Raw genomic sequence first — 20975 nt, 5'->3', positions numbered from 1 at the left:
CCGTCGGTGGCAAAGCCGTCGCTCGCTACGGCGCTATTGAGGGCGCGCTCGCGAGCGGCTTTGCGACGCCCAGCCAACACCTCCAGCGAGCTCGCCCGATGATGGTGGTGCACCGCGGTCGGATACGATGCTGGAGGAAATCGTTCGCAGCCGGTCTTCACGAATTGCGAGGAGTGCTCGTTCTTGAGTGCTGGCTGCTGGCCGGATGCGGTGGCCTGAGTGGTCTGCCGACACGCCCGAAAGTCAACGCCACTACCACAAGGCCGCCAAGATGTCAGGTCTGAGAGCCAGCTTGGACGGTGGTATCGTGTTCGGGAAGGTCGTCGAAGGAGGCGTAGTTGAGATAGTAGAGTTTGGAATACAGGCCGCCCATGGCTATTAACTCATCGTGGTTGCCAGTCGCAATAACTTGGCCATTCTGAAGCACGATGATGCGGTCGGCCCCCCGGACCGTGGCGAGACGGTGGGCGATGACGAGGCCAGTCCGCCCTTCAAGCAGCTTGATCAGAGCCTTCTGAATCTGCAATTCCGTGTAGCTGTCGATATAGGCGGTAGCTTCGTCGAGCACGAGGATCTTGGCGTCAGCGACGAGGGCGCGGGCGAAACTGATAAGCTGGCGCTGGCCGAGAGATAAGTTGTCGCCGCGTTCGCCAAGTTGGGTCTCATACCCGTCGGCGAGGCTCATGACGAAGTCATGCGCGCCGACAGCCTTGGCCGCCTCGATCACCTTGTCGCGCGTGGCTTCCGTCTTCTGGTATCGAATGTTCTCGAAGACCGTCCCGGTGAACAGGAATGGCTCCTGCAGCACCATGGCGACCTGGCGGCCGAGCGATTCCTGGGTGAGGTCGCGTACATCATGTCCGCCGACCAGCACCTGACCCTGCTGAACATCATAGAAGCGGTGGACCAGGGCCATCGCACTCGATTTGCCAGAACCGCTCGGTCCGACTAGTGCGACCGTCTCGCCCGGATTGACCTTGAACGAGACATTTTTCAGAACCGAACGGTTCGGATCGTAGCCGAAGGTGACGTCCCTAAACTCGACCGAGCCGTCCATTTCGGGCGAAAGCACCTCGGCATTGGGTTTGTCCTTAACATCGATCTTGACGTCGAGCACATCCGTCAGGCGCTTGCCTGAGGCCATGGCGCGCTGCATGACCGAATATTGCAGGGTGAGTGAGCGGATCGGGTCAAAGAAGCGCTGGATGTAAAATAGGTAGGCTACCAACACGCCCACATCTATACGGCTATTCATGACCATCGAGCCGCCGACCACAATAACGGCGGCCAAGGCGAGGCCGGTGATGCCATCGACGATGGGCACCATGACCAGTGCATATCTGGCAGCGATCAGGTGGGTCCTGAGGTTGGCATGGGCCCGATCGTCAAAAAGACTGAAATTCACCTGCTGGCGGTCCATTGACTGTATGGTCCGCACGCCGTGAATGGCTTCGGCCAGCGCGCCATTGACGACGGAATTGGTTTCGTGTGCAGCCATGAAGGCGTCGCGGGCACGCGGCAACCAGACAATGCGGACGATCACCAGGATCGGCAGAACCGATAGCGTCAGGAGGCCGAGGCGAAAGTCGAGCCACAGCATTACGAAAACGATGCCGAAGAGAAGCGCAACATCGCCTAGGGAATATACCGAGGTTTCCAGGAACTCCTGTATGGAGTTAACGTCGCCTTGCAGGCGCGACATCAGGCGTCCGACCTCGGTCTTGTCCATGAAAGAGAGCGAAACCTTTTGCAGATGGCCAAACATGGCGCGGCGGATGTCGAACAGGACAGTTTCGGCCATTTTCCCATCCAAGGCTTCCTGCATGTAGCCGGCGGCGAAATTGACCAAAATCGCCGAAAGGAACGCGCCGACGGCCGCAAGCTGGGCTGAGCGATCGGGCCTTGCCGGGTTCATGCCGAGGTCGATCGCGTAGCGGATGATCAAGGGGATGAGAAGCTGCGTCCCGGTGAAGATCAGCATCGCGACAATCGTGACAACTACCTTTGCCCGGTAGGGATGGACGAAGCCCCAGATGCGACGGAGGATGCTCTTGTCGAAAGCCCGGCCGAACATCTCCTCCTCGATCCGGTGCGAGCCGACGACCGCGCGCGGAGGGCGTCTCCCGTCGTCAGGTTCGGCTTCGAGTTCGCCGCGGCCCTGGTCCATCAGCGGGCGCCCCCATCCTGGCTAATAATGCTATCACCCGGGCACGTCTGGAGATCGTAAAGGGCCCTGTAGCGTCCCCGCTTCGCCAGAAGCTCTTCATGCGTGCCGCGTTCTACGATTTCGCCGTTATCGACAAAAAGGATTTGATCGGCATGCTTAAGCGCACTCAGCCGGTGCGCGATGATGATCGTCACCCGATCCTTTGCGAAGCGCCGCATCGCCGCGCGAATGCGCAGCTCGGTGCCGGCATCGATCGCGGCCATCGAGTCGTCGAAAATGATGACGGAGGGGCGCAGCATCATGGTGCGAGCAATCGTGAGACGCTGGCGCTGGCCGCCAGAGAGAGAAACGCCGCGTTCGCCCACGACCGTCTCATACCCTGCCGGGAGCCCGAGGATGTAGTCGTGGAGCTGGGCGAATTCTCCAGCGCGTTCAATTCGCTGTCTCTTCGCCCAGGGATCGCCATAAGCGATGTTGTTCTCGATCGTTGTGGTGAATAGGAACGCATCCTGCTGTACAACCGCGACCGCCTTGCGAAGGCTCTCGAGGGTGACATTGCGTATGTCCTGGCCGTCCAACGTGATGGCGCCACCGGTCACGTCGTAAAAGCGGGGGACCAGATGAGCCATCGTCGATTTGCCGGAACCCGGCGGACCGACGATCGCGATCGTCTCGCCTCTCCGGGCCTCAAAGCTGAGGTTCTTCAGAATGGCGCGGTTTTCGGCGTTGGGGTAGGCAAATGAGACATTGTGGAAGCGCAGAGTGCCGTCACTTATCTCAAGCGGTCTGGCCTCGAGAGCATCCCTGATGGTGATCTCCTGATCGAGGAGACCGAAAAGCCGCGAACCGCAGCTAGAAGCGCGGGCAAACGCATTGACCATGAGACCGATCTGGCGGACTGGCATTTGCAGCATGGTCATGAAGGTCAGGAAGGTCGCCATGGTTCCGACGCTGATCTCGCCAGCGACGAGCTTGTTGCCACCGATCCCAAGCACCAATCCCATTGCGAAAAAGTAGGACAAGGTCATCGCCGACGTGTTGGGTACGTAGATGTCAACGAGATCGTTGGCGAGGTCGAGCGCGTTCTTGGAAGCGCCGTCGAACTTCAGCATCTCATAGGATTGAGCCGCAAAAGCGCGGACCACACGGATACCTGCGAGATTTTCCTTCATCACGCGGCTTAGTACCGAAAGGCGCTCATAGAGGTCGAGCCAGGTGGCGCGCAGCCTAAGCTGTGTGGTCGATGAGCGCCAAGCGACAAAAGGCACGAAGCTGAGCGCGGCCAAGCCGAGCACGGGATCGGTCGAGATCATCATGTAAGCGCCAATCCCGATCAGCATCGTCAGCAGGAGCACCCGCATGAGCCCGGTGGAAAAATACATCCGCACGCCTTCGAGATCGAGCATTCCGGCGGTTATCAGATCGCCTGAATGGGCCCGGTCGTGAAAGGAAAAGCTTAGACGCTGGATCTTGTCGTAGTAGGCGAGCCGCAATTCGTACGCGACATGATGCCCGACGGCTTCGGCAAAATAGTTCTGCGCCATCGTGAAAACGCCGCGTAGCGCGCTGACGGCGAGCAGCAGGAGAGCCGGGGCCCAGAGCGCTTGTCCTGCCGCAGCCCCCGCGACACCGCCCCCGATAGCTGTCTGGGTCTGGTCGACAGCCCGGCCGAGAAGCTGGGGAATGAGCAACTGGAGGATTGCCGCCATGATCGTCGAGCCCATAGCGAGGGCAACCTGCCACGGATGGCGCAGATTCATACGCGTGATGCGCAACAGCGTACTCAAATCCCGGCCCCAGCGCGCCGCTTCAACATGGGCCAACGAATTCAGTGCGTTCGTTGCGCCGCTGACAGCTTCACTGTTCACGGGTGTATTCCCGACTGCATTTTGCGCCTTCGAGGAAAGCCGAAGCAGACATCATCAAAGGCATCCGCCATTGTTAATCCCGTCCTCAACCTGCAGCCGTGCCCGTTCCCACAAGCCGAGCCGCCGCTTGACTTAGTGGCATGTCGATCACCGTGATTCCGCTTGCCGCAAGAAAACGCGCTTCGTTTCTGGTCAGGGTTTCCGCGTCCATTACGGTGCAATAGGGACCGCGGGAGCGCTTCATGATCTGTCTGGCGTAGGTGCGCAGCATCTGATCGTTGAAGCGGCAGCCAACGAAGAAAAATCCACGGGTGATGCGCCGTTCCTTCACAGCGTCTGGGATCGGTGTCTGGATATCAATTTCGGACAGGACTTCGACGTAGTCGGAATCTGCGACGAGAAAGTTTTGCGCGGGCGTAATACTCCCGTGAGGTGAATAGAGAACCGTCTTGGCCCCCAATCGGGGGTCGAGCTCCCTCCCGGACAAATCGTAGGTTTTCGTCCAAATGTTGCCGATTTCATTCGCGCGCGTGACGCCTTGTATCTCAACGACGTCCGTTCGGCCGGTCTCTACCAGAGCCGTGCGCATCGCGCTGTCATACCAGCTGTCGATGATGAGGGAAAGTGGCAGCCTTGCGAGCCAGGCGTGGAAGGGGGTCGGCCCCACCGGCGCTGCGAATATGTCGGTCATCCAAGCTTGAAGCGTCCGGCGATGCCGGCGCTGTTCGATGAACTGCGCAACCGACCACATATTGGTGCGGATCCTGGAAGGCGCTGGAGCCCGTGCATTGAGTGCCGCGGCAACAACCTCCGGGGTATGCGGCACAGGCGGTTCCACACAGTTCAACTCAAGAAGACCCGGACCGAGATAGGGGATCACCTCATCGGCGGCGAGCGCTCCCTTCGCCAGGTCAAGCAGCTTTTCAGCAAAACTGTCCCGCACAATGACGAGGTGGCCCGATGTCAGGATCGTGTTCATCTCGTTTCCTCGCGACGCACCTAGGGGCAGCATCAGCCCTCTTCGGAAATCTTCCTTGCCTCGACGGTGATCGGCAGACGCGTATCATGTGGGAGATCGGGTAGGAGGAGCCGCCACCCGTTCCTGAGCGTGACCGTTCCGCCCCACAACTCTTCCTTCTCGAGTTTGATGATCGGCTCTTCGAGGTCCTTTTTGGGGACATACGCTGACAAACCAGCATCGGTCCTGCGGATCATGACTTTCATCTGGCCATCCCTTCATTGGTATTGCTTTCAGCACTGCAGGGCGCCTCGGCCTCGTCGAGGCTCATCAGTTCACGCGCTCGCATACCGACTACGGTGCCACGGTCGATCCACTCGACCGCATAGATGAAGAACTGCTGGAGAAAGGTGCCAATGTCGCGCACATATCCCTCGTCCCCCTTCCGCACGAGATTTTCGCCGATCTCCCTGCCAGGATAGGTGCCGTCATTCTTTATGTGGCGAGTGGCACGTACCCGCTCTCCCGGCATGAATCGTGGAGGCCTGCGGATTTCGATCTCCTCTTCGCGTCCGAGCGACATGTCCGTTCCCTGATTTCTCTTGCGGCTGAGATTGCGAACAAGGCGTTCCAGGCGTCCTGCGTAGGCAGCCCCCAACCATGTCGGCAGTCCAATGTCCGTTACGCAGGAACGCAGGTCTTCGGCACCGGACATACCGAGGCACATTGCTGCGCATCGAAGACCCCCTCGCATTCGGTGCACTTCTGTGACTCGATCACGTAGCTCTCGCCTTTGAACTTGATCGCGCCGGAAGGACATTCGAATTCGCAGGCGCCGCATTGGGTGCATTGGGATGCGATGATCTTGAAAGCCATTTTAACTCCTGGTCCGAATGAATGAGACAGCTCAGGCCGTCGCCGCGAGTGTGGGGGTCCCAGATGCGGCGATGTAAATCGCGCTGATTGCTGTCTCGATATAGTCATGGGCACAGGCGTCGGTGGCTCTGATTCCAGCCTCCGCGAGCTGATCCTGCGGGCAATTTCCAATCTTGGCGCACAGCACGATATCTATGCCTTGAAGCGCTGCGATGACGCCATCGAGGGCGGCTTCTGCGCCCCAGCCGCCAAGGCAATACTTGTCCACCTTCCGATGCCCGACGAAGCTGATCCCTTTCAGCGAGGCTTGATAAACCTGGAATTCCTTCGCATGGCCGAAATGCTCATTGACGCGGCCGCCGCCCTTGGTCGCCACCGCGAAGAGAAGGGACTTGCCGGGGCTCGCTGCCTTGACCAATCCGATCGCTTCTCTCCTAGCCTCGACGTGATCACGGCGCTCCTCCGCGACCAGCTCCCAATAGGCCTTGCGTTTGCTGGCATCGTAGGTGACCTCGCCGGGAATCCGGTCGACTGTGAATTCCTGGCCACGATCTTCTCCGAGCAGGCCCACGGCATCTGCCCGGCACTGCCGGCAGTGGCGCATCAACTGGGCGCCGTTTTCGACACGATCCTGAAGAGCCTTCATCTCCATTGCGTTTGGGCCGCGCTGCCCGCTCAGACCGTAGTGCGTGCCGTGGGCCGGGTCCGAAATCAGCGGCATAAGGTTGTGCAGGAACGCGCCTCGCTCCTTAATCCATCTATTCACCTCGATCAGATGCTCATCATTCACGCCCGGGATCACCACCGAGTTGATTTTGGTGAGGATGCCCCGCGCGGTCAGCATCTCCAGGCCCAACATCTGCCGCTGGTGCAGGATCCGGGTGGCTTCAATGCCGACGTAGCGGCGATGATCGTGAAAGATCCAAGGATAGATCTTTGCACCGACCTCAGGGTCGACCATGTTGATCGTGATCGTCACGTGATCGACATTCATGTCAGCAAGCTCATCGACATGGTCGGGCAGCGCCAGCCCATTCGTGGATATGCAAAACTTGATGTCTGGGATTTCCCTGGCGACCCTGGCGAAGGTCGCCTTCGTCTTCTTCCAGTCGTAGCAGGCGTCGCCCGGTCCGGCGATGCCGAGCACGGAAAGCTGCGGCACCTCATTGGCGACCGCGATCACCTTGCGTAGCGCCTGATCGGGCGTCAGCTTTTCAGAGGCCACCCCAGGCCGGCTTTCATTGGCGCAGTCATATTTGCGATTGCAGTAGTTGCACTGGATGTTGCAGCCCGGCGCGACCGCGACGTGCATACGCGCGAAATAGTGATGAGCCTCTTCTGAAAAGCAGGGGTGATCCTTGATCTTCTCCCAGACAGCCGGATCCGTGTCGTCGGGCTTTGTCGACGAGCCGCAGGACGAAGACGCGCAGCCCCCGAGTTTCATGGTGCCAAGCAACTGGTCACCGAATGTCGTGCTGAGGCTCTCAAGCGAAATTGCCGGTGCAGACATGAACGGCTCCGTTGCTGCGTGATGTCGCAGTTCAAAGCGCAAGAGCTATGCCAGCCCAAAGAGCTGTTTCGGTTCATGAATAGGCTTCCCGTGTCACATTCCTTCGGATTGCTCCGACACACCTGTCGGGCTTACGACAGTGGACAGGCAAATAGGGTCGCGAGGCTAGCAGCCTCGGGCGCGCAGAGTGTGAGCGAGACCACTCCGGGCTGCTTACGCTTGACGTCATCACGACGTCCCGAATTTCTTAACCTTGATACCATGCCGGCGCAGGGCGTAGCCGATTATCCAGGGCGTGAGGCCAGGGATACGAGCCGCCCTGGCAAAACCCAACCGGCCTTGTCAATCGCGTCGATCAGCCACTAGCGTTCCGTCAGATGCGGGCGACAAGCGGCATGGTTCGGACGCCGGCCGTAAGGGGAGATACCTTGCTGCGGAGGCGCCGATGCGACTGGCCGGCAGCCGCAATCCGCTCGATCTGGTACAGCCTGTGGTATGAGGCGGCGAGTGCCTGATTGAGGTGCGTGGGTGTTGCCGGCAGTGGCGGCAATCTCCGGCTCTCCTTCAGCGTCCAGACGACGACTTCTCCATCACCCGTCTGCAGAAACGTGGGCAGGACGTTCACGACAATTGCCCAGCGTATGGCGAGCGTAATCTCCAGCTCGCTTGGCGCGGTCAGCACCTTCACATATCGTAGAGTCCCTGAGCGCGGTATCTGCTTAGGGCATGCGTGCGCCGGTCATCCGAATTTGAAGAGGATTCCGAAACCGCCGCGTGGATAGTTCCACTCGATCTCACCAGTCGTCCCGCACAAAATACGGCAGGTGCCGCACTCCATGCAGCCGTCGGCAGTGATCTCCACTTGACCCTTGTCGTTCAACTCATAACATTTCGCCGGGCAGACGTGGGTCAGCGCGAGCAAATTCGCGCTCGGCTTCTGGTGCGGTCGCACTTTGATGTGCGGGCGGCCGGAATCCACCAAGTAGCGGTTCTGGTAAAGCTTGTCCTCGACACGTGACTTCGTCGCTGCGCTGCTCATTTCGTCTCCCCTCAGCGCCACGCCAATGCAAGGCGGACCGCGTCGCTGACCAGCCCCCAGCGCGAGCGCGCCTTGATGAAGGCCGCCGTGGTCGCCTTTTCCTTCTCGATCTTCGGCGTGCCGTCGACACGCATGAAGTTCTGCGCAGCTTGCGACATCAACCGCGGATAAGTCGTGAAATAATTGCATGAATTGGTGTGGAGCAAGGCCGGCATGTCTTTGTATTTCCTCAGGTCCTTGACCACGAAGGACTTGTCCAGCATGGCTTTGTAAAGGGCGAGATTCCGTTTGTTCATCGGACCGTTGCGGCTCTTGACCTCGACGATTGCCTCAGCCGCAATGCGGCCGGAGGTCATGGCGAGGTTCGAACCCTCGCGGTGAATGGCGTTGTTCAGTTGCGCGGCATCGCCGACCACGACCCAACCATCGCCAAAGAGCTGCGGAATAGCCTTGTAGCCGCCTTCGGGAATGAGGTGTGCGGAATATTCTTTCACTTCCGAGCCGGCGATCAGCGGCCGGATCGAAGGATGGCTCTTCAAGGCATCAAGGAGAACGTAGGGGCTCTCGACCATCGCCGCAAAATCGGAGACGAGGCAGCCAATGCCCAGTGAGATGGACTCCTTGTTGGTATAGAGGAAGCCGAGCCCGGCCATGCTGCGGGAGGTCGTGCCCACCGCCTCGATCACGCAGCCCTCATCGCCCTTTACGCCGAACCGCTGCTCAATGACCTCTTCGGGCAAGAAATGCATTTCCTTGACGGCGAGGGCCACGGTTTGCGGCTTTGGCATCTCGCGCAGGCCGGCTCGAGTGCCAAGCAGTCCGCAGACACCTTCTGCGAGAACGACCACGTCCGCGTAGATGGCTCCGCCCGCCCGGTCTGTGCGGACGCCGATCACCCTGTCATTGGCATCACGGATGAGTTCCGTCACGGTCGTCTCGCACAGAACGGTCGCGCCGGCCGCGCGCACCTTACGCGAAAACCATTTATCGAACTGGGCACGGATGATCGTGTACCGGTTGGGCTTCGCCTCATTGAAGTCGTCCGACCTATAGTGAATCCCTGTATGGGATGTGTCGTCCATCACCCAAAGCCGCTGTTCAACCAAATGCCGCTCGAGAGGCGCATCATCCCGGAAATCCGGGATGATCTTCTCCAGCATGTTCGCGTACATGATGGCACCCTGGACATTCTTGGAGCCCGGATATTCACCCCGCTCCAACTGCAGCACCTTCAGGCCATGGCTGGCCATGGTGTAAGCAGCTGCGTTTCCGGACATGCCTGCCCCAACAACAATGGCGTCGAAGTTTTCCTCGATCATGTCCATCCCCTTAGCTCGAAAGCTTATCGCGACTGTGGGGCGACAGCCGCCGGGTGAAGGCTTCCGTCAGTGCGGGCAGGAAGCGGATCGCGTCGGTGACGATTCCGAGGTGAGCGAAATCGAAAATCGGCGCGTTCGGGTCGGTGTTGATGGCCACGATGAGATCCGCCCCCTCCACGCCAACCCGATGCTGGACGGCGCCGGAAATCCCGGCCGCTATGTAAAGCTTCGGCCGGATCGTCTTGCCAGTTTGGCCGATCTGCCGATCAGCTGGCATCCAGCTCTTCTGGACTAACGGACGCGAACAGCCGTGCTCGGCGCCGATTGCTCGTGCGAGGTTCTTCACAAGCTGCAGGTTCTCCGCCGCGCCAAGACCAAGGCCTCCCGCAACCACGACGTCGGCATAGGCAAGGTTTGCCTTCGCCGACTGATTGTCCGGCAGGAAGCCGAGGACTTTGGTAGCGATCTCGTCCTCGGCAAGCGAAAGCTTGTGCCGGATGACACGCCCGACCGGTTTATCCGTCCGCTGCGGCATGGGCATGACCCTCGGCCGCACGGTCGCCATCTGCGGGCGGAAATTGAGCGTATAGATCGTGCACAACAAGGAACCGCCGAAAGTCGGACGCGTGGCGGCGAGCGAACTGTCGGTATCTACATCGAGTTCGGTGCAGTCGGCCGTGAGCCCCGTTTGCAAGGTCGTCGCCACGGAGCCGGCAAGATCCCTGCCCAGTGTGGTGGCACCGAGAAGAAGGATTTCGGGTTTGTGGGTATCGACCAGATCCGTCAACGCCTTGGTGAAAGGTTCATTCCGATAGTCGGCGAGCAGGGGCGCCTCGGCGATGTAGACAAGGTCAGCGCCATACGCGAATGCTTCGGCAACGGCGTTCCCCACGGCCTCTCCCGGCGGTCCAAGCACGACACCTGCAAGCTGGACCTGAAGCTTGTCTGCTAAGTTGCGGCCTTCGCCGAGCAGTTCGAACGATACCGGATGGACCTCGCCACGTTCGAGCTCGATGAAAACCCAAACGTGCCGATAGTCCTTGAAATGGGCGGGCAATTCCTTCTTTATGCCGGCGCGGCCGGCGGCAGGGCGAGGGGTTTCTCCGTTCGCGGTCGACATCGTTTTGCTCCTTGCCGTCACGCGCCGCCGTTAAAGGCGAGCTCATGTTCCAGCGCCGGCTGGCGGGTGAAGATTGCGGTGATGAGTTCGTCAGCGACATCGCGCAAGGCCTTCTCGGCGGTGTCGATTTGTGCCGCCTTTTCAGCTCGAGCAGGAGGGGCGAAAACACGTTTGACGACCGTCGGTGAACCGCGCAGGCCGCATTTGGTGAGATCCTCAATGCCGGCGTCGGCCGCGCTCCATTTCAAGACCTGGCTGCGCGCGGCGCACAAGGCGTCCTGGATCGAGCCCCGGCGGATCTCGTTTGTGCCTTCCAGCATGGTGATGAGGCAAGGGAGCCTGCTCTTCAGCATCTGTGTGCCGCCTTCGGAACGGCGCTCGACCTTGATCTCGCGTGCAGCAAGGTCGACAGAAGGGATCTTCGCGACATAGGTCAGTTGCAGGAGTCCGAGGCGCTTGGCGATGCCGGGCCCGACCTGGGCGGTGTCGCCATCGATCGTCTGCTTGCCGGTGAAGACGAGGTCTGGCGTGCCGAACGTCTCGCCAATCTTCGCGATTGCCTGGGAAAGGGCGAACGAGGTTGCCAGCGTGTCGGAGCCGGCAAAATAGCGGTCGGTCAAGAGCACCGCTCGGTCGGCGCCGTAACCGAGCGCCTTGCGCAGCGCGTCCTCTGCCATGGGCGGACCCATGGTGAGCACAGTGACTTCGCCGCCATGTGCGTCGCGCAGTCTGAGCGCTTCTTCGAGGGCGAACAGGTCGTAAGGGTTGATGATGGTCGGAACACCCTGGCGCATGATCGTGTTCGTGACCGGATGGACCCTTATCTGTGCCGAGTCCGGCACCTGCTTGATGCAGATTACGATGTGCATTGGCGGTTTCTCTAGGCTCCTGTCCGGGTCCGGCATTGCGGTTTCTCCTTTGTCCGCATTATTCGTGCCAAGTCTCTTGCGCTCCCCTTTCCTACAACTTCGGCTGGTTGCTTCTGACGGCGCTGTGGTGATGACCGCATTTGGCGGCTGCTCGACATTGTCGCGTCGCACCCTTGTCGCCGATCATTCCCGTCCGAACCGCTTCAGTACCGAGTCGAACGGAACAAAGGTGTGACCCGGCGCGGCAGGTTTGTTCGGATCGTGGTCCTTGAGCACCTTGAAAATCCGATGCGTGAGCGGCGAGGAAATCGCAAAGTCCTCGTAAGCTCGTTCGAGCGTCGCGCGCACCCTCGCGGCAATCACCTGGTCGGGCAGACCGGAGAAATCTTCTTCGGCGAGGTATTGGCCCACACGCTTCATGATATGGAGCCGCGAGACATTCAGTACCTTCGGGTCATAGGCGACGCCTAGGACTGAGAAGAATTCCTCTGCAGCCGACAAGCGCTTCAGTCGTGCGAGGATGTCGGTGACATCCATGGGGCGGCTGTCAGCGGAACAATTCATTGCATTCTTCCTGGTCGCAAAACTGTGGCCTCTGTGCGCTCGCGCACGGCTGACTTGGACCCGCACAGCTCGATGAGGGATGGCTCGCTGCACATTCCATCGTAGAGCTCGACCAGTCGAGTTGCAGTGACGGTCGATTTGGTCTCGGCCGCCTCGCGTCGGACGCGGGCCACCATCGCGGCTGCCAGATCCGGGTCGAGATCGCGACCGCTTTCGCTCAGCACATGGGCAATCGCAGTGGCGCCGGAATGCTTGCCGATGACGATCCGCCGGCAGCGGCCCACGAGAGTCGGATCGAGCCCCTGATAAGTACGCGAGTCCTTCAGCAGCCCTGCGACGTGAATGCCGGATTCGTGGGTGAAAACATCGGCGCCGACGACCGGCTTAGTGGCTGCGGTCTGCCGGCGGGCGGCCCAAGCCACCTGGGCGGCGAGGCCGGGCAATGCGGTCAGCTCAATGCCGGTGTCTGCGCCGTCGAAGACTGCCATTGCGGCGGCCACCTCCTCCAGCGCGGCATTGCCCGCACGCTCGCCGAGCCCCAGGACGGTGACGGAGGCATGGCGCGCGCCTGCGCGGATCGCCGCCAGCGTGTTGGCGCCAGCAAGTCCGAGATCGTTGTGCGCATGAAATTCAAGGTCGATTGGAGACTGCACCACGAGCTGGGCGACAAGTTCGAAGGTCGAAAACGGGTCGAGAACACCGACTGTGTCGGCCAGCCTCACGCGGCTTGCGCCGGCGCGTGCGGCCGTCTCGATGACGCGGGCGAGATGATCCCGATTGGCCCGCGAGGCATCCTCGCAGCCCACCGCGACGAAGAAGCCGGCATCGGCGGCGCGCCTGACCATATGATCGATGACCTGGAGCGCTCCCGCCTTGTCGAGGCCGAGCTTGGCGGCAAGTTGGATGTCCGACGCAGGCAGCGACAAATTGACCGCTTGGACGCCGCTCTCGATCGCTGCATCGAGATCCAACGACGTCATCCGGCACCAGGCCATGAGCCGAACCGGAAGACGCCGCGCTACCACGGCGCGAATTGTTTCCATCTCGTCGACGCCCATGACCGGCGTGCCGATCTCGATCTCTGTCACGCCAGCCGCCGCAAGAGACTCAGCGATCTCCAGCTTTTCCGTCGTGGTGAAGGCGACGCCCGGCGCCTGCTCGCCATCGCGCAAGGTCGTATCGTTGAGGGAGACATGACCGGTCATGACAGGCAGCCTGTTCTTCTGCGGCTCACGCATAGACCGGACTACCCGGCCCAGAACCGGAAAAGCTGCGCAGCTTCCCCACGATTCCCGGCATGACCTCGAGCACCCGGTCGATGTCCTCTTCGCTGTTGTCCCGCGCCAAGGAGAAGCGGACTGCCGCGTGTGGCGTTTTCATCGCGCTTAGGACATGGCTTGGTTCCAGAGAGCCGGAGGTGCAGGCCGAGCCAGAGGAACACGCGATGCCAATGCGGCTGAGGAGAAGTGGAATTCCATCACTTTCGACATGTTCGAAGGAGATGTTTGCGGTGTTGGGCAACCGTTGCAAGGGATCACCAGTGACACAGGTGCTTGGGATGCGCTGGAGGATCCCGCCCTCCAGGCGATCGCGGAGCGACTTTACCCGTGTGGTCTCGTCGTCCATGAATTTCAAGGCGAGTTCGGCCGCCGTGCCGAGCCCGGCTATGCCGGGCGTATTCTCGGTTCCAGCACGCCGGTTGTGCTCTTGGTGACCCCCCTTGATCAGCGAATGGAAATCGACGCCACGTTTTACGAAAAGCGCACCGATCCCTTTCGGCCCGTGCAGCTTGTGGCCGGAGAGCGACAGCATGTCGATTGCGGTCGACTTCAGGTCCATCGGAAGCTTGCCGACCGCCTGCACAGCATCGGTATGGAATAGGGCGCCCACTTCCTTGGCCAACTCGGAAAGCCTTGCCACGGGGAAGATCACACCAGTCTCGTTGTTCGCCCACATTATTGACACGATTGCAACCTGTGGGGTGAGGGCGGCCATATAGGCGTCGAGATCGAGCCGACCACGGCAATCCACCGGGATCCTGTGCACCTTGAGGCGGCGGGTCTTCTCAAGATGCGCGCAGAGCGTCAGCACGGCGGGATGCTCGACCGCGGACGTCACGATCTCGGTTCGGTTGGGCGCCGCCTCGAGCGCTGAAAGAAGCGCTGCATTGTCGCTTTCTGTCCCACCCGAGGTGAAAGTGATCTCATCCTCGAACTCCGCGCCGATCAGAGCTTGCAACTGCCTCCGCGCCTTTCTCACCGCCGCACTGACTGAGGCGCCAAGAGCGTGTGCCGACGAAGGGTTGCCGAATTGATCCCTAAAGAACGGCAACATCGCTTGCACGACCTCAGGATCGACCCGTGTGGTTGCGTTGTTGTCGAGGTAGACAGGCTTCATAGGTGCGATCCTCAGTTAAACAGAATGACGCGAGCGGTAGACCGACTCGTTGAGCCTCTGGCGCATGCCGTTGATGATCATTTGAACTGGCAGCGCGCGCAGGCGCCCGGAGTGTTTGACGTAAACCGGATCTCCGTCGATATGGACATGTTCGCAGTGGCCGTAGGTCAGCCCGCAGGTAAGGACGCCCGAACGCGATAACGCTACCGATGAGCCGAATTTGGCGCAGCGGCGCGATTTGTCCGCAAGCAGCTCGGGTGCCACCAGGAACCGAGCTGCTTCGGGAGGCGACGTTCTTTGAATCCTACTGGGAGCGAATGGCGGTCCCGAGATCGGCTTTGACCTTGTCTTTTTTTTTAGGACGGGGACATCTGTTGTGCCGGCCATATAAGTCTCCTCTGCCGCAAAATCACTCTGTCGGCCGCACAGACGCTTCGGGCGTTTAACTGAAGGACTTGCCGCAGCCGCACTTTTCGCGCGCATTGGGGTTATCGAAGACAAAACCGGAAGATTGGAGCCCGGTGAGGAAGTCGACGGTCATGCCGGCTACATGGGGTTGGGAGCCCGCGTCCACGAACAGCTTGACCCCATCTGTGTCAGTGATCGCGTCGCCCTCGCGCGACACGCTCTCCAGGCCCATTAAGTATTTGAAGCCTGCGCAGCCGCCGGCCTCGACCATAATGCGAAAGCCTTCCGCCGGCTCGCTGGCACGGCAAAGAGCAGTCTTGAAGGCGGCAACAGCGTTGTCGGTGAGCGTAATCATGGCTCCATTCTCCTCAGTCCGCGACCTGCTTGCCCATCACGTTGCATGCACCGTGCCAAAGCCAAAAAACGTTTCAACACAGCGCGGCATCTCTCGCACTGGTGCCTCTTGATTGCTGATAAGGTGTCGGCCAATCGACACGTGCTGTCGGGTTTGTCGGGTCCGGCACGAGGGATGTTGGCCTGAGTTCTTGGGTGAACTCACATCACCAAGGACAGAACTTCTTCTGAGCTTGCCTCGGCGCAATTGGCACGGTTTTTGAAGCTCCGTTTGGCGAGACGGCAAGAGCATGCCGATCCACAACCATGCCGTGGGTGCCATCGCGATGGATGGGGCGAAGCAAGGGAGTAACATGTCAGGACCGTGGTCAGATACGCGTTGTTGGCAAAGCAGCGCCGCTCGTGGCATCCGAATGCCCGCTTGGCCGATTGCGACAACATCCATACTGGCTCACCACCGCCCAGTAGCCGCCGACCGGCTCGATGGGATGCCATCGGCATGTGGCTGCTCGCCGGTTTTCGCATTGGTGCGACGCCGTGCGCACGCTGTCCAGCGACACCTTGTTCATGGGCCAGCAGCAGATCAGGATCGAGCATTTCGGCGCGCCTTATCGGCTGAAGGTTCCCGGGCAGGGCAGATGATCCTCACACGTCGTAGAAACAGGGGTAAGCATGGACCAACGCGAGAAACCGTCGCCCGACGAAATCCGGCGGGCGTGCAAAGACAATCCGAAGATCCGGGAGCATGATCTCGCCGCTCGATTGGGCATTTCGGAAGCCGAGTTGGTCGCGGCGCATTGTGGTCACGGCGCGGTGCGCATCGAGCCGCGCGTCGATGATCTGCTGACCGGCCTCGAAGCGGCCGGCGAGGTGATGGCGGTCACCAGCAACGAAAGTGCCGTGCACCAAAAGATTGGCGTCTACGGCAAAGTGGTCACCGGCAACCAGCATGCCATACTGCTCGGCGACGAGATCGACCTGCGCATCTTCCCGAAAGCCTGGGCGTATGGCTTCGCCGTCGAGAAGCGCGAGGGGGCCGAGATCCGCCGCAGCCTGCAATTCTTTGATGCCACCGGCGAGGCGATGCACAAAGCTCATCTCACGCCCGCCTCGAACCTGCAGGCCTATCAGGATCTGACGGCAGAGCTTGTATCCCCCGACCAGGAGCCGATCATATCGCTCGAGGCGAGCGGGGCGCGCGATAACGCAGTGAGTCCAGACCACGCCACCACGGTCGACGACCTACGCGAGCACTGGGGCCGGCTAAGCGACGTGCATCAGTTCTACCATATGTTGAAGACACTGAAGCTCAGCCGCTGCCAGGCGATGCGTATGGCCGACGAGGATGACGCCTGGCTACTCGACAATGATGCCATTGGCGCCCTGTTCCAACAGGCGGCCGAAGACGAGATGCCGATCATGTGCTTTGTCGGCAATCGTGGTTGCATTCAGATCCATTCCGGCCCGATCAGGTCGGTCAAGCAGATCGGGCCGCGGATCAATGTGCTCGAAGAGACCTTCCATCTGCATCTTAGGACCCATCGCATCCGCGAGGTCTGGGCCGTGCGCAAGCCGACGAGGGATGGTCACGTTACGTCCATTGAAGCCTATGGCGCGGACGGCAAGATGATCATCCAGTTCTTCGGCACGCGCAAGGAAGGCGAACGTGAGGGCAGCGACTGGCGGTTTCTGGCCGAGAGTCTGCCACGCGTTCCCGGTCCGACCTCCAGGGGTGTGTTGACTACCGACAGGTCCTCGGATTGAATTGGCCGCGATAGGACTCAGCACCACGTTCCGACAGCGGCTCGCGAGCAAATCTAGGTCCATGAGCGGAAAGGATGCCGTCGTAGCGCATGCGCATGGTCAGGTGATGCACGCCGGAATGGACCGCATCTATACAGTCAAGCTGGTCGCCGGTCGGCACCGGTGCGCACGAGTGCATCGCCGTCTGCCGGAAAAGCCTTGCAGCGCCTGCGAGCGATAAAACGCATACGCCATCAGCGCCGAACCGAAGCGCGGCTTGACCTTTTTGATATTTCCGATCGTCTCGCGCAAGCGCCGTCGGGTCTTCTCGGACCGCACCCGATCCTTGCGCTGGATCGCGTCATTGCTCAATCCGGGCCGTGCGAGCGATCTACTCGCTCGTCGACCGGCAGGCTGTGCAGCAACAGCCAAGCCGAACAGCCCGATGTCGCGGGCTCGACAAAACCGACCACGGATGTCGGTTGTCGGACGTTGTCATAAGAATGATGGACAGGTGATCATCAGCGGCAGACCCAGCGCAGGCTGGCATTGCTTGGTGCACCGCCATGGCTACCCTATCCGGCACGCGACTTGCTTCGACAATTTGATCAGCAGGGCAGAGGTGATTGACCAGTCTCTCAACCCTAACGGGGAAGCAGCCGCTTTGCTTCATGACCGGAGCGCGGCGGAGATGCCCCTCTGATCGACTTCGCAACCCATCTCATCCGCGCTGGTGCAGGTGGGCTGTATCAGGCGACAGAATCTAGAAGGCGCCCGACAAGAGACGTGCCCATGCTGGAAATCGACTTTATGAACAGCGGTGCAATCTCAATTGAGCCATGAACGCCAATGTAGAGAAAACAAAATGGCGACCAACCCCGTTCCAGATCATGTCCCGCCCGAAATGGTGAGGGACTTCAGCCTGTTTACATCGCCAGGGATGCCACCAACACCCAACGGGGATCCACACGCAGCTGTCGCTTGCGTACATGACGGGCCTCCGATCTTTTACTCCCGCTACAACACGCAAGATGGCCGGGGTACCTGGGTCATCACCCGTGCCGCGGACCAGCGGAAGGTGCTGCAGGACGCAGAGACTTTTTCCAGCCATCGCAGCATCTTCTCCTCCATACTGGGTGAGAACTGGCCGACGATCCCGCTTGAGCTCGATCCACCGGCCCATGGCGTCTTTCGCTCACTGCTTAATCCGCTGCTTTCGCCAAAGCGGGTGTTGGCTTTGGAACCGGCTGTCCGCGAACGGGCGGTCGAGCTGATCGAAAGGATCGCCGCGTCGCGCACAAGCTGCGACGTGATGAAGGATTTTGCCTTTCCTTTCGCGGTGAGCACCTTTCTTCGCTTTCTGGGGTTGCCTGATGACCGACTCGATACATTCGTCGGCTGGGGGAAAGATCTGCTCCACGGCGACGATAAGGAACGACCTGTGGCTGCCCGGACGATCGTGGCATTCATCGACGAACTTGCAGCCATGCGCCGCGATGAGGCGGTTGACGATTTCATGACCTTTATAGTGCAGGCACAGGTCGAGGGCCGCCGGCTGACTGACACCCAAGTCCGCGGCATCGGCGTGCTTGTCTTCGTCGCTGGGCTCGACACGGTCGCAGCAGCTATAGGCTTTGACTTGGCGTACCTCGCACGCAACCTCAAAGATCAGCAATTGCTGCGGAGCGAACCGGACCGCATCCCGCTCGCAACCGAAGAATTGCTGCGGGCCTATCCGCCCATTCAGTTGATCCGCGTGGCCACGAAAGATATCGACTTCGAAGGCGCGCCGATCCGGAAGGGGGACTATGTTTCCTGCGCCACGATGATTGCCAATCGTGACCCGGCGGAATTCGAATGCCCCAACACGATTGATTTGGAGCGGGAGGACAACCGCCACGCAGCGTTTGGCTATGGTCCCCACCGTTGCCTTGGCTCACACCTTGCCCGGCGCGAGATTGTCATTGGCCTGGAGGAGTGGCTGGCGCGCATCCCGGCTTTCAGGATCAAGCAGGGTACGGCGCCGATAACTTCTGGCGGCCATGTGTTCGGGATCGAAAATTTGATCCTGGACTGGTCTTAGGCCCGCCCCGAGCCCGGGCACAGACAATGGAGGCAGCGCCATGCGCATCATCGTCCAAAAGGCCAAATGCCAGGGCCACGCGCGATGCGCGGCGCAAGCGCCGGACATCTTTAAACTCGATAATGACGGTTACATCCTGCCTGGTGACATTGAAGTTGCGGAAGGGGAGGAACTGCCTGCATCACGAGGCGCGCGATCCTGTCCTGAACGTGCGCTGGAACTCACCCGCTGACGCTCTGGATGAGACGGCATTCAACCGTGAGTCTGGCTTGAACCATGTGGCCGCACTCAGCACGCGACCTCTGTCCCGCACGGTTCACGTCCAACTCTGCGGGGCAAATTCCGGCGCCAGTGTTCCCCGTGAGGCGCAAACGGCAGGGCCGGGGTTCGCGAACCTCTTCGAATCACAGAATTTGCGCCAGAGCCGATGGACCAGACGAGAATTGCCGAACTACTCGACGCGAGGCGACCCGGAGTGCCGTACCGAAGAACTGCCCGACCCATGTTGCGGCAGGCCGGGTCTCTGCATGATTTGATAGGGCGAAACCAGGAGAACGCACCATATTTGCCCAACATTATGCCCGGCTCAGCACCGGCCAATGGCCGCAGCTGGAGAGAAGGTTCGACCAGCATGTGCTTGCCTGTGTGCTTTCACGTGCGCTCGAGGAGATCGAGGCCGGCGAGGCGACGGCGACGGAGGCAACCGGACTTTCGCGCGCCGAGTTGCGCGATGTCCTGTCCCGCTGTTTCCCTGCTTTTCCTATCAACGCGTTTGCCTTGGAAGAGGGGAGCGAGCCTGAGCCGGATCTGGAAGAAGAACTTCTGCGCGGACTGCTGCTGGCGCATGCCCGGCCCGACGACAAGGCAAGCGCCCGCTTCGCCAAGATCATCGCCCGGCGTGCCATGCGCAATGACCACCTCTGGCAAGACCTTGGCCTTTTTAGTCGAAGCGACCTCGGCCGCCTGCTCGCCTCGCATTTTCCGACGCTGGCGGCCGGCAACACCCAAAACATGAAATGGAAAAAATACTTTTACCGAAAGCTCTGCGAGGCCGAAGGCTTTTCGCTGTGCAGCTCCCCCAGTTGCCGGGACTGCAATGATTTCGAAAGCTGCTTCGGCCCGGAGGAAGGCGAAAGCCGCCTCACACGGACCAAGGACAACGCCCAGGATTGAGAGCCGCTTGCGTCAGTCGTACAGCGTCAGAGCTCGCGCCGCGCCATCTGTCTGTTGTCAAATCTCGACGGACGCCTTGGGGGATTTGAATACTGTGCGCTCGCGATGCTCGCTTCGGCGGGTCGTCGTCATGGCAGGCGCGAGTCGAATGTTTGTTAGATGCCGCCACAACCTAAGCCGGCATCATCAATCGCTACAAGCGCAAGGAGTTGAAGGACACGTTGCGCGATCTTGAGCAGGCCGGACTTGGTGACCAGCTCGTTAGGTTTTCCAATTCATGAGTGGCTAGAGCGATGGCTGTACTGGCGTTCGATCTCGTTTATTTTTCCGGCCTGACGGCAGACCAACTGCTAGGCAGCGTCATCTCACTTCTGGCGTGTTTGCTCCTTTATAACGCTCTGGCTCCGGACCGAGTTAATCGATAGGTCGGCGGCCGCTCGGCGTCACTGCTAATGCCCTGATACGATTTTAGGAAACGGGGTCTGCAGTGTTTTCTTCCGCTTCGGCGCCACATAGCTTTCAACCAG

General features: G+C 60.3%; 22 protein-coding genes. 5 read left to right on the top strand and 17 right to left on the bottom strand.

The genetic code is table 11. From position 1 onward, the window contains the following. Nucleotides 1–274 precede the first annotated feature (274 nt). The 17 genes from NLY43_RS13730 to NLY43_RS13650 all read right to left on the bottom strand — a co-directional run bounded on the left by NLY43_RS13730 (nucleotide 275) and on the right by NLY43_RS13650 (nucleotide 15450). A complete protein-coding gene (locus tag NLY43_RS13730; protein WP_023712676.1) occupies nucleotides 275–2167 on the bottom strand; it encodes an ABC transporter ATP-binding protein in 1893 nt (630 codons plus the stop codon). After that, nucleotides 2167–4035: an ABC transporter ATP-binding protein gene (locus tag NLY43_RS13725; RefSeq protein ID WP_023712675.1), complete on the bottom strand. Its 1869-nt coding sequence runs from the start codon at nucleotides 4033–4035 to the stop codon at nucleotides 2167–2169. The genes NLY43_RS13730 and NLY43_RS13725 overlap by 1 nt, the downstream gene beginning before the upstream one ends. 85 nt (nucleotides 4036–4120) lie before the next feature. Next, a complete protein-coding gene (locus NLY43_RS13720; protein WP_023712674.1) occupies nucleotides 4121–5014 on the bottom strand; it encodes an SIR2 family NAD-dependent protein deacylase in 894 nt (297 codons plus the stop codon). A 32-nt stretch (nucleotides 5015–5046) separates the two neighbouring features. Beyond that, nucleotides 5047–5259 (bottom strand): putative nitrogen fixation protein NifT, encoded by a 213-nt coding sequence (gene nifT / locus NLY43_RS13715; protein ID WP_023672220.1) that lies wholly within the window; start codon nucleotides 5257–5259, stop codon nucleotides 5047–5049. Further along, a complete protein-coding gene (locus NLY43_RS13710) occupies nucleotides 5256–5576 on the bottom strand; it encodes a nitrogen fixation protein NifZ (RefSeq protein WP_023703134.1) in 321 nt (106 codons plus the stop codon). The genes nifT and NLY43_RS13710 overlap by 4 nt, the downstream gene beginning before the upstream one ends. Before the next feature lie 98 nt (nucleotides 5577–5674). After that, complete coding sequence (locus tag NLY43_RS13705; RefSeq protein ID WP_023672218.1) at nucleotides 5675–5869, bottom strand: 4Fe-4S dicluster domain-containing protein; 195 nt, start codon at nucleotides 5867–5869, stop codon at nucleotides 5675–5677. A 31-nt stretch (nucleotides 5870–5900) separates the two neighbouring features. Then, nucleotides 5901–7379: a nitrogenase cofactor biosynthesis protein NifB gene (nifB, locus tag NLY43_RS13700; protein ID WP_023703135.1), complete on the bottom strand. Its 1479-nt coding sequence runs from the start codon at nucleotides 7377–7379 to the stop codon at nucleotides 5901–5903. 373 nt (nucleotides 7380–7752) lie between these two features. Continuing rightward, the gene (locus NLY43_RS13695; RefSeq protein ID WP_023672216.1) at nucleotides 7753–8067 is read right to left on the bottom strand and encodes a hypothetical protein; all 315 of its coding nucleotides are present in this window, start codon (nucleotides 8065–8067) and stop codon (nucleotides 7753–7755) included. Between the two features lie 51 nt (nucleotides 8068–8118). Then, nucleotides 8119–8418, bottom strand: coding sequence for a ferredoxin family protein (locus NLY43_RS13690; RefSeq protein WP_023712673.1), 300 nt, complete (start codon nucleotides 8416–8418; stop codon nucleotides 8119–8121). An 11-nt stretch (nucleotides 8419–8429) separates the two neighbouring features. Beyond that, the gene (locus NLY43_RS13685; RefSeq protein ID WP_023712672.1) at nucleotides 8430–9737 is read right to left on the bottom strand and encodes an FAD-binding protein; all 1308 of its coding nucleotides are present in this window, start codon (nucleotides 9735–9737) and stop codon (nucleotides 8430–8432) included. 10 nt (nucleotides 9738–9747) lie between these two features. Then, nucleotides 9748–10857, bottom strand: coding sequence for an electron transfer flavoprotein subunit alpha/FixB family protein (locus NLY43_RS13680; protein WP_023685019.1), 1110 nt, complete (start codon nucleotides 10855–10857; stop codon nucleotides 9748–9750). A gap of 17 nt (nucleotides 10858–10874) precedes the next feature. Continuing rightward, nucleotides 10875–11726: an electron transfer flavoprotein subunit beta/FixA family protein gene (locus NLY43_RS13675; protein ID WP_023672212.1), complete on the bottom strand. Its 852-nt coding sequence runs from the start codon at nucleotides 11724–11726 to the stop codon at nucleotides 10875–10877. Between the two features lie 183 nt (nucleotides 11727–11909). Beyond that, entirely contained in the window at nucleotides 11910–12290 is a 381-nt protein-coding gene (gene nifW, locus NLY43_RS13670) for a nitrogenase stabilizing/protective protein NifW (protein WP_023687348.1), read from the bottom strand. After that, entirely contained in the window at nucleotides 12287–13495 is a 1209-nt protein-coding gene (gene nifV / locus NLY43_RS13665; RefSeq protein WP_023712671.1) for a homocitrate synthase, read from the bottom strand. The genes nifW and nifV overlap by 4 nt, the downstream gene beginning before the upstream one ends. Nucleotides 13496–13520: 25 nt before the next feature. After that, nucleotides 13521–14687 carry a cysteine desulfurase NifS gene (gene nifS, locus NLY43_RS13660; protein WP_023685015.1) on the bottom strand — a complete coding sequence of 389 codons (1167 nt, stop codon included), beginning with the start codon at nucleotides 14685–14687 and terminating at the stop codon, nucleotides 13521–13523. A 15-nt stretch (nucleotides 14688–14702) separates the two neighbouring features. After that, nucleotides 14703–15074, bottom strand: coding sequence for a hypothetical protein (locus tag NLY43_RS13655; protein ID WP_156935585.1), 372 nt, complete (start codon nucleotides 15072–15074; stop codon nucleotides 14703–14705). A 55-nt stretch (nucleotides 15075–15129) separates the two neighbouring features. After that, entirely contained in the window at nucleotides 15130–15450 is a 321-nt protein-coding gene (locus tag NLY43_RS13650; protein ID WP_023672207.1) for a HesB/IscA family protein, read from the bottom strand. 500 nt (nucleotides 15451–15950) lie between these two features. Between NLY43_RS13650 and hemP the strand changes: the two genes are divergently transcribed. The 5 genes from hemP to NLY43_RS13620 all read left to right on the top strand — a co-directional run bounded on the left by hemP (nucleotide 15951) and on the right by NLY43_RS13620 (nucleotide 20448). Next, nucleotides 15951–16091, top strand: coding sequence for a hemin uptake protein HemP (gene hemP / locus NLY43_RS13645; RefSeq protein WP_023687345.1), 141 nt, complete (start codon nucleotides 15951–15953; stop codon nucleotides 16089–16091). Nucleotides 16092–16121: 30 nt separating this feature from the next. Beyond that, nucleotides 16122–17213: a hemin-degrading factor gene (locus NLY43_RS13640; protein WP_023712668.1), complete on the top strand. Its 1092-nt coding sequence runs from the start codon at nucleotides 16122–16124 to the stop codon at nucleotides 17211–17213. Between the two features lie 844 nt (nucleotides 17214–18057). Further along, on the top strand, nucleotides 18058–19275 hold the full coding sequence (locus NLY43_RS13630) for a cytochrome P450 (RefSeq protein ID WP_023727121.1): 1218 nt from the start codon (nucleotides 18058–18060) through the stop codon (nucleotides 19273–19275). Between the two features lie 40 nt (nucleotides 19276–19315). Continuing rightward, entirely contained in the window at nucleotides 19316–19507 is a 192-nt protein-coding gene (locus NLY43_RS13625; RefSeq protein WP_081725572.1) for a ferredoxin, read from the top strand. Nucleotides 19508–19836: 329 nt separating this feature from the next. Further along, nucleotides 19837–20448, top strand: a complete 612-nt coding sequence (locus NLY43_RS13620; protein ID WP_023687343.1) for a nitrogen fixation protein NifQ — start codon at nucleotides 19837–19839, stop codon at nucleotides 20446–20448. The last annotated feature ends 527 nt before the right edge of the window (nucleotides 20449–20975 follow it).

The sequence above is a fragment of the Mesorhizobium sp. C416B genome (assembly GCF_030323165.1).
In the GTDB taxonomy this organism is placed as follows: domain Bacteria; phylum Pseudomonadota; class Alphaproteobacteria; order Rhizobiales; family Rhizobiaceae; genus Mesorhizobium.
Note: the sequence above shows the minus strand (reverse complement) of the source record. Positions and strands in the feature narration are given on the sequence as shown.